Here is a 13,057-nt window from a genome sequence, read left to right on the forward strand (position 1 = left end):
TTCAATTTTTTTCAGGGCTTGCCTTATGGAGGATAAAGGGTGCAGCAGGGAGGAGGTTCTCTCCTTCCTCGCCGGTTTACGGGCTGAGGATTTGCATCATGATCATATCCTCAGTTCCATGTGTACGATTCCGCATCCGATTGCGGTTGCGGTGCACGAGATGTTTAGTGCGACGAATCTGGGAGATCCGGGTCTGTATCCGGGGACGACGAAGGTTGAGGATCTGCTGATTCATTCCCTCGGGGAGCTGATGCATCTGCCTGATGCAGGGGGTTACTCGACTTCAGGCGGGACGGAGTCAAATCTTCAGGCTATCCGGATTGCAAAGAAGCTGAAACCGGAGGTAAAGAACCCGAATATTGTGGTTCCTGCATCCGCACACTTTTCGTTTGACAAGACGTGTGATATGCTGGGGCTTGAGATGCGGATTGTGCCGTACGGGAAGAACTACACGGTGGATACGGAGAAGATGGCGGAGATGGTGGACAAAAACACCATTGCGGTTGCGGCGGTTGCGGGAACGACGGAGTACGGGATGATCGATGATGTTCCTGCTGTTGCCCGGATTGCCGGGGAGCATGACTGTTTCTGTCATGTGGATGCGGCGTTCGGCGGGTTTGTAATTCCGTTTCTGGAGAATCCTCCGCTGTTTGATTTTGCGGTGCCGGGTGTTGATTCGATTTCGCTGGACCCGCATAAGATGGGACTTGCAACGATTCCGTGCGGGTCTCTGCTGCTTCGTGATCCGGGGGTGTTCGGCTGCCTGAATGTGGATACGCCGTATCTGACGGTGAAGAAGCAGTGCACGCTGGCCGGAACGCGGCCGGGTGCGGATGTTGCGGGAGCGTATGCGGTGATGAAGCATCTGGGCCGTGAGGGGTTCCGTGCGATTGTTGCGGGATGTATGGAGAATACCCGCAGGCTGGTTGACGGGATGGAGGCATGCGGCTACCACCGGGTGGTGGATCCGATTATGAATGTGGCGGCGTTTTCCGGTGGGGATGCACCTGCCGGATGGACGGTGTCACATACGCGTGCGGGTCATCTGCGGTTTGTGATAATGCCGCATGTGACGCGCGATGTGATCGAGTGTTTCCTTGCCGATGTTGCGGCAATGCAGGCATAATCTTTTTTTGTGTGCGGGGATCGGGGACGTTACCCCTCAATTCATTTATTTCCTTGTTGTTCATGTATGTTCCGTGATGTTTTTTTCTTTCAGTGTTTTCTGTGGGTCTTGGGACTTTATGGACAACACCTCTGAGGGGACTAGTACGAAATGGATTCACTGATTTTTCCGGAGGCTCCAGATCTGGTACGTGGCGGCGGTCTTTCATTCTGTCCGCTCACCAGCCGGGACAGTGCAGCAATCATGCTCATATCCCTTTGCGTCCAAGTATATTCCCAGTCATGTCCGTTAGTCCCGATGCCGAACTTGCCGCCCTCCGCACCGAACTTGCTGCTCTTCAGGCGTATCCCAAAGAAAAACTGGAGGAGATCATTGCAGAGGTGGGATTTTCCTGTACCTGCTGTGGCCGCTGCTGTACCCGTGCGTTCAACGGCCATGTGTTTCTGCTGTCCGCGGATGCAGAACGATTACGAAGGTCTGCGCCGGAGATGCTGATGCCCGCACCGGATTTTCCCTACTCTGATGCTTCGGGGAACTTCTATGTGTCCGGGTATGCACTCCGGACGAAACAAAACGGTGACTGCGTGTTCCTCTCGGAGGAAAAAAAGTGTACGATCTATGAAGACCGTTTTGCCATTTGCCGGATTTATCCCTACATGCTCCACCGCGAGCCGGACAGTCGCGGCCATGTGGACTGGCGGCAGATCAGCGGTTTAGATGAGCACGGAGAGTATGATGCTGTCATCCCTCCTGAAGAGACGGCACAGACTGCGGCGGCTGTCATTGCCTACGAGACTGCCTACCTCGAACAGGAGATCGCGTTTCATGAGGCACTGACGGCAAAGTTTTCCCAGGAGAACATCCGGTTCGTGCGGCGCGATCATGACCGGCGTACCCGCGAATTTTTGAAAGGGGTTGCTCACGCGACCGTCTATGTCTGGGACGGGAAGATGTTTTCCCGGGAAGAAGCTGTTCCTGCCGAGTACCGGTAAGGAATAAAACCGCGTAACTCTTCTTAAAAGTAAACCAATATACTTCCTCATGGAACCTGTAACCTATCGGCCGGTCGGCGTTATTCACTCTCCGCACACGAGCCTTGCGGGGATGCCCATTCAGCCGCCCGCGGCAAAGTCCTTTGCCGGAACGCTTGAGGTCCTGCCGGAGCTTGCCGACGGTCTGACCGGTATTGAGGGATTTACCCGTCTGATTCTGATTTATCAGCTGCACAAAAGCGAAGGTTTCTCCCTGACAGCAACACCGTTCCTGGATACCACGACGCACGGAGTCTTTGCAACCCGTGTGCCCCGCCGCCCGAACCAGATCGGACTCTCCATCGTAAAACTGCTGGGACGAAAGGGCAATGGGCTGGAGATCGGGGAAGTGGATATCCTCGACGGAACCCCGGTGCTTGACATCAAACCGTATGTGCCGCCGTTTGATGCGTACCCGCAGGAGCGTTACGGCTGGTTTGAAGGGAAGCTGGATGACATCGAAGCTGCACGATCGGATGATCGGTTTATTTGTGGCAAATCAAACACATCCGAGTAACTTATTGCGGATCCTATAAATGAAGGTTAATTGGTTGTGGTGAACTGTAATCAAGTTGTATTAAACAGGTGTATTTATCATTTCCGCCATCCTATATGATAAGAGATTAACATGAAAGTTAGCGCAAGAAACCAGCTGAAAGGAAAGATTGTGAAGCTCACGGAAGGCGCGGTCAACACCGAAGTTGTCATTGAGATCGCAGGCGGACAGCAGATCACCTCTGTTGTTACCAAGACTTCCGCACAGAACCTTGGTCTTGCAGTCGGCAAAGAAGCCTACGCAATCATCAAGGCAAGCGAAGTCATGATCGGTACCGAATAAATCAGTTCCCCCCATTTTTCTTTCATTTTCTGTGTCCCGTTACCGGAATACATGTACTGCGGTTGCTTTGAATGTTACCCAGACCTCTGTACCGGAACAGAGTTTCAGCCGTTCCACACTCTGCCGCGTCAGTGCAGCAGTTACTATGATCCCGTTTCCGCAGTCCACCGGGATCTTTGCGTAGATGCCGTTCTCCGCAACCCCGGCAACAATGCCGGGCAGCGAGTTCCGGGCCGAGGAGTCCAGCGGACTGGTTGAGAGGATAAGATCCTCGGGCCGGATGCCGACCCGTACCGGACCGGAGAGATCTGTTGCGGCGAACAGTTTTACCGGTCCGACTGCAATCTCTGCAGTTCCGGTCCCGTCGGGGGATGCTGTTCCGGAAAAGAGATTTTCCATTCCGGTAAAGTGTGCAATAAAGTCTGATGCGGGCCTGCGGAGAATTGTCTCCGGTGTTCCCTCCTGCGCAACCGCACCGTCTTTCATTACCACCACGCGGTCGGCAAGTGCATAGATGTCCTCGAAGTGGTGGGTGATGTGCAGAATCATCACGCCGGTTCTTGTGTGAATTTCTTTGATCTCCCGTCGCAGTCGTTCACGTGTTACGGTGTCCAGTGCCGAGAGCGGTTCGTCCAGCAGAAGCACACGGGGACGAAGCACCAGTGCCCGGGCGATTGCCGTGCGCTGCTGTTCTCCGCCGGAAAGCGTTGCGGGATAGCGATCCAGCAGATGGGCGATGCCGAGCGTTTCTGCAATTGATTCGGCTGCGGCATCCCGGTTTTCTCCAGATATGCCGCGCTGCCGGAGGCCGAATCCGATGTTCTCCCGAACTGTCATGTGAGGGAAGAGCATGTAGTCCTGATAGACCATGCCGATGCCCCGCCGTTCCGGCGGGGCATCGGTAATATCTGTTCCGTCCAGAAGGATCCGTCCTTTATCGGGGCGATGAATTCCTGCAATCGTTTCCAGAAGAATGGTCTTTCCCGCACCGGTCGGCCCGAGGATGATGCAGTACTCACCGTCTGCAACCGATACACTGAGATCGGTGAACCGGAACTCACCAAGCGAAAGTGTCAGATCTGATATTTCAAGCATAGATTGTACTCCGTCCGTCGCCTGCGTACTCAACGATGAGGAGTGTTGCACCCGAGATTATCAGAAGGATCAGCGCTGCTGCAATCGCCATATCCAGGTCTCCCGTGGACATATTCAGGAACAGGGCAATGGGTAGTGTTTCGGTCTTCATCGCAATTGCTCCTGCAAGCATCAGTACTGCACCAAATTCTCCCATTGCCTTTGACCAGGTAATGACAATTCCTGCTGCAAGACCGCTCTTTGCCATCGGCAGTGTCACTTGTGAAAACGCCCGCCACTCTGAACATCCGAGTGTCCGTGCTACATGTTCATACCGCGGACTGATCATGGCAAATGTTGAGCGGGCGATCCGGATCATGTAGGGGAGGTTTACAAAGAACTGGGCGATTACAATGGCAATCGGGGTGTACACGATGAAGATGCCGAATCCGGAGAGAAACTGCCCGACGGGTGAGGTGACCGGTGAGAGAAAGATCAGCAGAGCTACGCCCGCCACCAGCGGCGGGAGCGACAGGGGGAGATTCAGAAGAATGTTGACCCAGCGTTTTCCGGCAAAGGGTTTTCGGGTCATTATGTATGCGACCGGAACGGCGGCGGCCACGCAGCAGAATGTGGAGGTGACTGCGGTTATGAGCGAGAGCTGTACTGCAAACCAGATCTCTTCCGAGGTCAGTGCTGCAATCAGGGCTTCGGGTGTGGGAAATATCACCAGACCGCCGAAGACAACGATGAGCAGTATGACTGCGGCGGCTGTGAGGGCAAGGCAAAGCGCCTGAAAAAAGGAGGGAGTTTTTTGCATGGTTTACGAGAGGTTTTTGCTTTTTGCCGCAATGTTTGCCAGATGTTCACGGGTAAGCCAGCCGGATGAGGCATCCGGGACTGCGTCAAACGCCGGGATGTAGGGTTTGATGTCGAGTACCGGTGTTCCATCCAGAAGGTCAATGCCTTCGATCAGCAGCAGGTTTTCTTTGCGTGCCAGAAGCCGCACCACGGAGAATCCGATTTTATTCGGGCGCGACATGTGGCGGGTTGCAAAGATGCCGTGAGATGCCCCGCCGTCCACCATTGGTTTTTCTGCGAGCAGTTCTGCGGGAGCACGGTCAAGCCGGACGAGGAGCATCAGGTGCGTGAAGGTCTCGATCTGATCGAGACCGCAGGCGTACTCGGGTTTTACTTCAATGGTACCGCGCCCGGTGGAGCAGAGGCTCTGTACCGGTGTCTGCATCATGTCTGTGTAGGGTGTTCTGAGCCGGCCGATTGCGTTGATCGTGAAGGTGTCTTCCATCGCTTTTCAGCTCGTGTACTTTTCGTTCGGGTATGCGGGGAAACCGTACTTTTCAAAGATTGCTTTACCCTCGGCGGAAACAACAAAGTCTGCGAACTTCTGGGCGAGTTCGGGCTGTGTGGTGAAGGTGGTAATGCCGATTGGCGCAATCAGAATCGAGTTGTCGGTAACCGGAATTTCGATTAGGTCAAACCGGTCGCCTTTTGCGTTGTCCATGGTGAGAAGTGCGGCGTCCGCGTTTCCGGTGGACATTGCGGTTACTACTTCGTTGATGGTTGCACCGCGGAGTACGACGTTTTTCTCGATTTCTGCGGTGACGCCGTAGTTGTCAAAGATTTTGACTCCGGCTTTTCCAATCGCAGTCGCGTTGATATCACCCAAGGCAAGCCGTACTCCCGGTTTTGCGAGGTTTGCAACGGTCTGAATGCCAAGGGGATTGCCTTTCTGTACGGCGATGATTGGGACGTGATAGGCAACAAGCTGGGAGTTGTTCGATACGAGGCCTTTTTTTACGGCGTTCTGGTAGTCAGGCTGACCGCCGGGGATGAAGGCGTCGCCGAGGTGTGAGGTTTCCATCTGGGAGATAAGGACTCCGGAGCCGCCGTAGGTCAGATCAACGGTAACACTATTCTTTTCGCCGAAGACGGTGCCGATTTCGGCCATGGGGCCTTTGAGTCCTGCTCCTGCATAGATGAGGAGTGTTTTGTTTTCGTCTCCTGCGGGAGTGCCGATACAGCCTGCAGCACAGATAACAGCTGCGAGTACTGCCAGAGTCAGGAGTATCAGTCCGGATACACGTTTCATGAATTTACCATATGCGGATTCATCATAATAACAGTATCTAATCTTTTTGAAAATGTTAATCTGATTAAATTAACTATGTTCAATACCCCGGAATACTAATCATTATTTATTTTGTCAACCATGTTGTTAGATATGATATGTGAAGCGACAGGGAGACGGACGGAGCATCTCGTCTCCGGGATCACGTGCGGGAAGGCTGTATGAGGTTTTTAAAGCTGGTGTCCTCTGCCGAGGCTGAAAAGACTCTGCTGGCTCTGGCACATCCTCTGCCGGAAGAGCTGGTGCCGCTTGCAGAGTCGGTTGGCCGCATACTGTCGCGCAGGATTTTGTCTCCTGAAAATATTCCGGGGTTTCACCGGTCGGTCAAGGACGGATATGCTGTCCGGTCGGTGGATACGCTGGGTGCTGCGGAGCAGAAGCCGAAACTTTTGAGACTGACGGGCAGGATTCTGATGGGACAGAATGCATCAGGCAGTCTTGCGGCAGGGACGACGAAGTACATTCCAACCGGCGGCGTGATGCCGGAAGGTGCGGATGCGGTGGTGATGCAGGAGAGTACGGAGCTTGCCGGGGATATGGTTCTGATCAAAGGACCGGTTAATCCGGGTGCGGATGTGCTGCGTGCGGATGAGGATTTTGCCGAGGGCGAGGTGGTGCTGCGTGCAGGAACGAAACTAACTGCCCAGGCAACCGGTGTACTTGCGGCGTTTGGTGTTGATCCGGTTCCGGTGGTGCGGCAGGCGCGTGTCGGTATTATTTCGACCGGGAATGAACTGGTTGTTCCGTCTATGGTACGGGAACCGGGTCAGGTCCGGGATGCAAACAGTGCGCTTTTGATTTCGTTTATGCGTGAGTCAGGTGCTGTGCCGGTTTTTTATGGTATTGTGCCGGATGAGGCGCCGGCTCTTTTGCCGGTGCTTGCGGCTGCGGCTGCGGCGTGTGATCTGGTGGTTGTTTCGGGGGGGAGTTCCAAGGATGAGCGGGATGTCACGGCGGGTGTTCTTGCTGAACTTGGTACTGTTGATGTGCACGGGGTTTCTATTGCGCCGGGCAAGCCGACGATTATCGGTTCGATCGGGACAACCCCTGTGCTCTGTCTTCCGGGCCATCCGGCGGCTGCGTATATGATCACTTCTGTGTTTGCAGGACCGCTGCTCCGGAAGATGTCGGGTGAGATTTTTTCGCCGAAGCGTGTTTCTGCCCCGCTTTCGATGAGTTTTCCGTCGGAGAAGGGGCGGGAGGATCTGGTGCGTGTCCGGATTCTTCCGGATGGCCGGGCTGAGCCGATTTTCGGCAAGTCGGGTCTTTTGAATACGCTTGTACGAAGTGACGGCTATATCCGGGTTCCGGCCGGTCTTGACGGCTGTGAGGCGGGAGAGGTCGCGGAGGTATATCTATGGTAATGAAACGTTATCTGCATCAGATTACAGCCGATGAGGCTGTTACAATTATTACGAGTGTTCCGCCGCATGTATCTTCCCGGCGTATGCGGGTTGTTGATGCGGTGGGTCACCGGCTTGCTGAATCGCTGTATGCGCAGTATTCGGTTCCGGAGGTTCCGGTTTCGGCGATGGATGGTTTTGCGGTCCGGTCGGCGGAGACGATTGGGGCGGGAGATCAGGCGCCGGTTCTTCTTCGTGAGTTTGTGCGGGTGAATACGGGTAATGTGATTCCGAAGGGGTTCGATGCGGTTGTCCGTGTTGAGGATGCCTGGTTTGACGGGGATGATCCGGATGAGATTACGGTTCGCAAGTCGGTGAATCCGGGGACGAATGTCCGTGCGGCGGGCGAGGATATTAAGGAGGGGCAGCTGATTCTTCCTGCGGGAACAGTGATCCGACCGTTTGATGTGGGTGCTGTTGCTTCTTACGGGATTACGCATGTGAGTGTTTTCCGGATTTCGGTGGGTATTCTGCCGACGGGTACGGAGTTGATTCTGCCAGGGAACCGGCCGCTTCCGGGGCAGGTGGTGGAGAGTAATACGCCGATGGCGGAGGCGTATCTCCGTGAGTTTGGTGTTGATGTTGTGCGGTACCCGCCGGTGGTGGATAATCCTGTGCTGATCCGCGGGGCGTTGGAGCGTGTTCTTGCGGAGAATGATGTTGCTATTGTGTCTGCGGGGTCGTCTGCGGGGACGAAGGATTTTACGGCGTCGGTGATTACGGAGATGGGGGAGCTGTTGTTCCACGGGGTTGCGATGAAGCCGGCAAAGCCTGCGATGTTTGGTGTTATTGCGGGGAAGCCGGTGTTTGGTCTGCCGGGTTATCCGCTTTCGGCGCAGACGGTTCTGCGCGTGTTTGTCCGTGAGCTTCTGGAGGGCTGGGGGTGGACGGGGCCTGTTGAGGAGTTTGTGCAGGTGGAGCTGGGCGATTCGATTTCTTCCGAGGGGGGTATTGATGAGTTCAGTCTGCATGCGGCGGCCAGGGTGAATGATCGGTATGTGGTGATTCCGCAGTCCCGGGGTGCGAGTGTGCAGATGACGGGTGTCCGGTCGAATGTGGTGATCCGTGTTCCGTACGGGGTTGAGGGTTTTGAGGCGGGGGATGAGGTTCCGGCGCTTCTTACGGTGCCGCGGGAGGAGCTTGACCGGACGGTGCTGATTGCGGGGGTGTATGATCCGGTTCTTGATGTTCTTGCGGAGGCGGCGATGAAGGCCGGTATCCGTGTTCGGTGCGGGAACTTTAGTGGTTTGTCGGGTCTGCTGCTGCTGTTGAAGAACTGTTGTCATGCGGTCTGCATTCGGGACGAGGCTGATCTTGCGGTGCTCGGCGATACGGGGGTGTTTGTCCGTTCGTTTGGCGGGCCGGACGGGTCTGCGGTGCGGCTGGTGTGCCGGACGGAGATGGCGGAGGATCCTCTGATGCAGAAATTGTTTGCGGTGATGGATTCGGCTGTGTTCCGGTCCTGATCTTCTTTTTTTGTATCCGGGTCTGACGGTTCCGTGGATGGGGTTGTTTTTGCGTGCGATTTGTTCGATGGTTTTTTTCCTGAGAGGGGTTGGTTTCTGAGTTTTCCACGGTTGCGGAGCCGGGGGTGTTAGGGAGTGTGCGGATTTTTTTCCTGTGTGGTTCCGGGTGGTATGTGTCTCCTCTGCTGTTTTGGCATATCGGGTTCCTGCGTGTCCCTGTTATGCGCCGCAGGTGCATGTGTGGTATGCGGATACTCACAGTCATCACCTGCCAGTCTGCATTTTTCCAAAAAAATGCTTTAGAATGATCCGCAAAGTCATGTTGTGCGATCACAAATCTATATCTGATCAAAGCAGGTATTACTATGGTAATATGATCCGTTCGGCGTGTGATGAGGGAGTTACGGAAATCATCGGTTTTGTGCTGATTATGGGGCTGGTGGTGGTGGTACTGTTTGGTATGGCTCTGATTGTTCCGCCGCTGAACGGGGCGGCGATTGAGGGGGAGCTGGCGCTTGGTGCGGTGCAGGGTGTTTCGAATCTGAAGTATGATATGGATCTGTTGTGGGAGAGTCCGGTGATGAAGAATGTGAACCGGAGTGTGCTGATTCAGTTGTCGACGCCGAGGCGGGGGATTGTGTCGATGCTGCCGGTGTTTACGCCGAGGATCGGGTCTGCGACGATGTCGGCGGGGGTGTCAGGGGTTACGGTGACGGTTGGTGATACGCGGTATGATAATCTGCTGAGGCTGAGCTATGCGACGTCAAATAATTATGCGCCGGATTCGATGGTGGTGTATGAGGCGGGGGCAGTGCTTGCGGGGACGCGCGATTCCCGTTCGCTGGTGCTTGTACCGAGTGTGGGGAATGCGTCCGACGGGTCGCTGCTGATGGTTCTGCCGTGTCTGGCTGATGGCGGGGAGTCGTCAGTTTCGGGAAACAGTTTCGGGGTGGTTGAGTACCGGCTGATTGATACGAATGTTACCTCCTATTCCAATCCTCAGATTATGATCAACGGTGCGGAAGAGAGTCTGGCGGCTGCGAAGAGTCTGGTGGATCTTATTCCAGTCATGGTTTCCGATGATGGGACGATATCGTATTCCGGTACGGTGAGGGTGATGACGGCGAATTATTCGGTTGTGATGCGGGGGGCTGTTCCATGATGAGCGGGCGTGATGCGGGAGTGTCGGAGGTGATCAGTTTTGTGGTGATTCTTGCGATGCTGATTCTTGCGTTCAGTATCTGGGCGTTGTATGCGATTCCGGCGGGGGGAGAGCAAATGGAGGAGATTCATACGGCGAAGATTCAGATGGAGTTTTCGGAGTTTAAGTCGGGGGTGGAGAATGTATGGATTGCAAATTCGACAGGCGTGGTGCGGGAGAGTGTGTTTCTGCTGGGGCCGGATGCGGCGGACAGCGGGATGGAGCTTTTGTCGTTTCCGATTACGCGGGCTGCGGGGACGCTGAGCGTGAGCGCCGGAGATAGCGCGATGGAGAACGATGGAACGTACTGCTATGCGGAGGTGACGTACCGCGGTACGAATGCGTACACGGACAATGTGTATCTGCACTATTCTGGCAAAAATAATTCGCTGCGTGCGTTCGGGCCTGCGGGGAATGTGCTGTACACGCTGCCGGGTTCGGATCAGTTCCGGGTTGTGGTGCCGGAGGGTACGAAGTCGGAGGTGTCGGGGAATGGCCGTGCGGTGATTGAGTACCGGCTGGTGGATGTGATTCCGGGTGGGGATAATGTGTCTTATTGTGTGTTTGATATGGGGGTGCGGTGATGCGGCGCGATTGTGATACGGCTTCGTCGGTTGTGATCGGGTTTGTGGTTCTTCTGATGCTGATTGCGCTTGCGATCGGTATCTGGGCGCTGATCAGTCTGCCGGGTGAGCTGAAGGAGGCGGAGAGTTCGCATGCGATTGCGTTGTCGAATGCGTTTCTGGATATGAAGTTGTCGATGGATAAGGTGCGGGTGAGTGAGAAGGTGAATCTTTCCGGCGCACGGTTTTCGATGCTGATGCCGGGAAGTTCGGGAATGGCGGGGACGACGATCGGGTTTGAGAAAGAGGTCGGGGTGCTGCGGATGGAGTGGTCGGGTGGGAACAGTGGTTTTCCTCTGAGTCCCCCTCTGGGAGACAATGGAAAGAGTGTTGATCGGATTTTTGCGCAGGTTGGCGGGACACGTGGGACTACGAGCATTGGGTACGAGGGCGGCGGTGTGTTCCGGAGCGATAACGGGAATGCGGTGTGGCTGACGCCCGGACTTCTTGAGGTCTATCCGGATGAGTTGGACAATGCAACCACCCGTGTGGATTTGGTAGTGGTGAATCTGACCGGGGATGCTGCTGTCAGCAGTAACTGGGGTGTGCCGCTGGACTGCGTGTTTGTTGAGCGTAAAGATACTCAGGTCGGGCCGGAGAACAGGACACTGACAATTTCTTTCTCCGGCAAGGATGCGGACCAGATACGTTTGTGGTATGCATTGTTCTATGAGGCGAAGATCCGCTATGGGAAGTATAATAATTCACTTGAGAATATGGTAACGGCAGAGATTAACTCGGACTGGACCACACTGAAGATCACGGGAAGCGATGAGATGCGGGTGAAGGTCTCTATCCGCGAGGCGACATATGATGTATCACTGGTGAACCGCTATGAAAGCTGATGAGGGTGTTGCTCCGGTTGTGGCGATTGCGCTGCTGATTGGTCTGGTGGCGATAGCGGGAGCGCTCATCGGCCTTTCGATGTTTGCGGCGCTGGAGAGTGCGGCGGGAACGCCGCCGGATGTGCGATTTCAGGTGTCGGCGGACGGACAAAGTCTGTATCATGCGGGCGGGGATGTGCTGCCGCTGAAAAATCTGGTGTTTTACGATACAGCGAAAAAAGAGAATGTGGAGGTGAGGCTGATAAAGAGCGGGAGCAGTACGGGTTCATCTCCTGCTGAGACGGATGTGTGGGCAACGGGAGATAAAATCCAGTTTGATGCGGGGATACTGAACGTTCTGTCAATTGTCGGACTGGACAGCAGAAACCGTCCGTCCCTGCTGTACATGGGCGCAAAGGCGATGGTGCTGCCGGTCGGGGATATGGTGCCGGATGAGTGGATAGTAACACCACCAAAACCATCGGCAGTACCAACAGTAGTACCAACGCCACCGCCGACTGTAATAGGCGAGAATATCGAGAATATCTTCCATCCCAACCACGCTGAATTCACATTTGGCAGTGGTGACGCCATGATAAATTTAGTAGAGAAAATTAGAAAACAGAACTTATATCAGGACTATCCCTTGCCAGAAGGAGGCACCCCTGTAGAATTTATGGCACACTGGGCAAATTATGAGTGGACTAAGATTACGGTGACTGTGTACAACAACGAAACAGGAGGGACGGTATATACAGATCAGAAATTAGTAGAGAAAAAAGAGATGGATACGATTACTATTCCTCATAATGATCTGAAAAAAGGATATGTTTGTTATGTGACGATCGAGATTTGGAAGGACAAAGAAAGGACGAAAATGGTCGCACGTCAGACAGTAGTAATTACCTTTACCTGAAGCACCATTCAATTTATTCCAACGTAAATGTCACAAAAACCATCAATACGTTCCAGAATTGATGAGCGGGGATATGTTAATCCTCTCACTCTTTTTTCCGTGGTTTCTCTGGGCAAAACCAAAGTCAAAACTTTTTTTCTTCCGATAATTTTTGATCATACAGGAAGAGACGCTTCAGGCGTTGGGAACAAAGCCCCCGCCTCACACCGTCACCATATTCTGGTACAGCACTGAGCTGCTCCCGTCCGTGAAGCGGCCGGTGAAAGTAACGGTAACCGTGCTGTCTGATGGCGTCACCCGGATATCCACAACCTTCTGCTATGCGCCTTACCCTCACCGCCAACATCACCTCCGAAGAAGCCAGGCTTCTTGACACCATCCTCAAAGCAGCAGGCTTTGACAACCG

General features: G+C 54.3%; 14 protein-coding genes. 10 read left to right on the forward strand and 4 right to left on the reverse strand.

The genetic code is table 11. The features are described 5' to 3' along the window. The first annotated feature begins 25 nt into the window (after positions 1–25). From mfnA to O0S10_RS06965, 4 genes are all read left to right on the forward strand, one after another. Positions 26–1,126 (forward strand): tyrosine decarboxylase MfnA, encoded by a 1,101-nt coding sequence (mfnA, locus tag O0S10_RS06950; protein ID WP_268925160.1) that lies wholly within the window; start codon positions 26–28, stop codon positions 1,124–1,126. A 281-nt stretch (positions 1,127–1,407) separates the two neighbouring features. Beyond that, entirely contained in the window at positions 1,408–2,118 is a 711-nt protein-coding gene (locus O0S10_RS06955; protein WP_268925161.1) for a YkgJ family cysteine cluster protein, read from the forward strand. A 49-nt stretch (positions 2,119–2,167) separates the two neighbouring features. Beyond that, complete coding sequence (tsaA, locus tag O0S10_RS06960) at positions 2,168–2,674, forward strand: tRNA (N6-threonylcarbamoyladenosine(37)-N6)-methyltransferase TrmO (protein ID WP_268925162.1); 507 nt, start codon at positions 2,168–2,170, stop codon at positions 2,672–2,674. 111 nt (positions 2,675–2,785) lie between these two features. Further along, complete coding sequence (locus tag O0S10_RS06965) at positions 2,786–2,995, forward strand: TOBE domain-containing protein (RefSeq protein ID WP_268925163.1); 210 nt, start codon at positions 2,786–2,788, stop codon at positions 2,993–2,995. A gap of 39 nt (positions 2,996–3,034) precedes the next feature. Here the strand turns inward: O0S10_RS06965 and O0S10_RS06970 are convergent, their stop codons facing one another. The 4 genes from O0S10_RS06970 to modA are packed head-to-tail and all read right to left on the reverse strand — an operon-like array spanning position 3,035 to position 6,179. Further along, positions 3,035–4,090 carry an ATP-binding cassette domain-containing protein gene (locus O0S10_RS06970; protein WP_268925164.1) on the reverse strand — a complete coding sequence of 352 codons (1,056 nt, stop codon included), beginning with the start codon at positions 4,088–4,090 and terminating at the stop codon, positions 3,035–3,037. Beyond that, the gene (locus tag O0S10_RS06975) at positions 4,083–4,889 is read right to left on the reverse strand and encodes an ABC transporter permease (RefSeq protein ID WP_268925165.1); all 807 of its coding nucleotides are present in this window, start codon (positions 4,887–4,889) and stop codon (positions 4,083–4,085) included. Before O0S10_RS06975 ends, O0S10_RS06970 begins: the two co-directional genes overlap by 8 nt. A 3-nt stretch (positions 4,890–4,892) precedes the next feature. Further along, the gene (gene tsaA / locus O0S10_RS06980) at positions 4,893–5,375 is read right to left on the reverse strand and encodes a tRNA (N6-threonylcarbamoyladenosine(37)-N6)-methyltransferase TrmO (RefSeq protein WP_268925166.1); all 483 of its coding nucleotides are present in this window, start codon (positions 5,373–5,375) and stop codon (positions 4,893–4,895) included. Between the two features lie 6 nt (positions 5,376–5,381). Continuing rightward, positions 5,382–6,179, reverse strand: a complete 798-nt coding sequence (gene modA, locus O0S10_RS06985) for a molybdate ABC transporter substrate-binding protein (RefSeq protein ID WP_268925167.1) — start codon at positions 6,177–6,179, stop codon at positions 5,382–5,384. A gap of 200 nt (positions 6,180–6,379) precedes the next feature. On the opposite strand from modA, the gene O0S10_RS06990 reads away from it, so the two are divergent. The 6 genes from O0S10_RS06990 to O0S10_RS07015 all read left to right on the forward strand — a co-directional run bounded on the left by O0S10_RS06990 (position 6,380) and on the right by O0S10_RS07015 (position 12,651). Next, positions 6,380–7,582, forward strand: a complete 1,203-nt coding sequence (locus O0S10_RS06990; RefSeq protein ID WP_268925168.1) for a molybdopterin molybdotransferase MoeA — start codon at positions 6,380–6,382, stop codon at positions 7,580–7,582. Next, positions 7,576–9,087, forward strand: a complete 1,512-nt coding sequence (locus O0S10_RS06995) for a molybdopterin-binding protein (RefSeq protein ID WP_268925169.1) — start codon at positions 7,576–7,578, stop codon at positions 9,085–9,087. The genes O0S10_RS06990 and O0S10_RS06995 overlap by 7 nt, the downstream gene beginning before the upstream one ends. Positions 9,088–9,460: 373 nt before the next feature. Then, positions 9,461–10,249: a hypothetical protein gene (locus O0S10_RS07000; protein ID WP_268925170.1), complete on the forward strand. Its 789-nt coding sequence runs from the start codon at positions 9,461–9,463 to the stop codon at positions 10,247–10,249. Then, on the forward strand, positions 10,246–10,872 hold the full coding sequence (locus O0S10_RS07005; RefSeq protein WP_268925171.1) for a hypothetical protein: 627 nt from the start codon (positions 10,246–10,248) through the stop codon (positions 10,870–10,872). The genes O0S10_RS07000 and O0S10_RS07005 overlap by 4 nt, the downstream gene beginning before the upstream one ends. Then, entirely contained in the window at positions 10,872–11,756 is an 885-nt protein-coding gene (locus O0S10_RS07010; protein ID WP_268925172.1) for a hypothetical protein, read from the forward strand. Before O0S10_RS07005 ends, O0S10_RS07010 begins: the two co-directional genes overlap by 1 nt. Continuing rightward, positions 11,746–12,651 carry a type IV pilin N-terminal domain-containing protein gene (locus tag O0S10_RS07015; protein WP_268925173.1) on the forward strand — a complete coding sequence of 302 codons (906 nt, stop codon included), beginning with the start codon at positions 11,746–11,748 and terminating at the stop codon, positions 12,649–12,651. Before O0S10_RS07010 ends, O0S10_RS07015 begins: the two co-directional genes overlap by 11 nt. The last annotated feature ends 406 nt before the right edge of the window (positions 12,652–13,057 follow it).

The organism is Methanocorpusculum petauri (genome assembly GCF_026891975.1).
Classification (GTDB): Archaea; Halobacteriota; Methanomicrobia; order Methanomicrobiales; family Methanocorpusculaceae; genus Methanocorpusculum; species Methanocorpusculum petauri.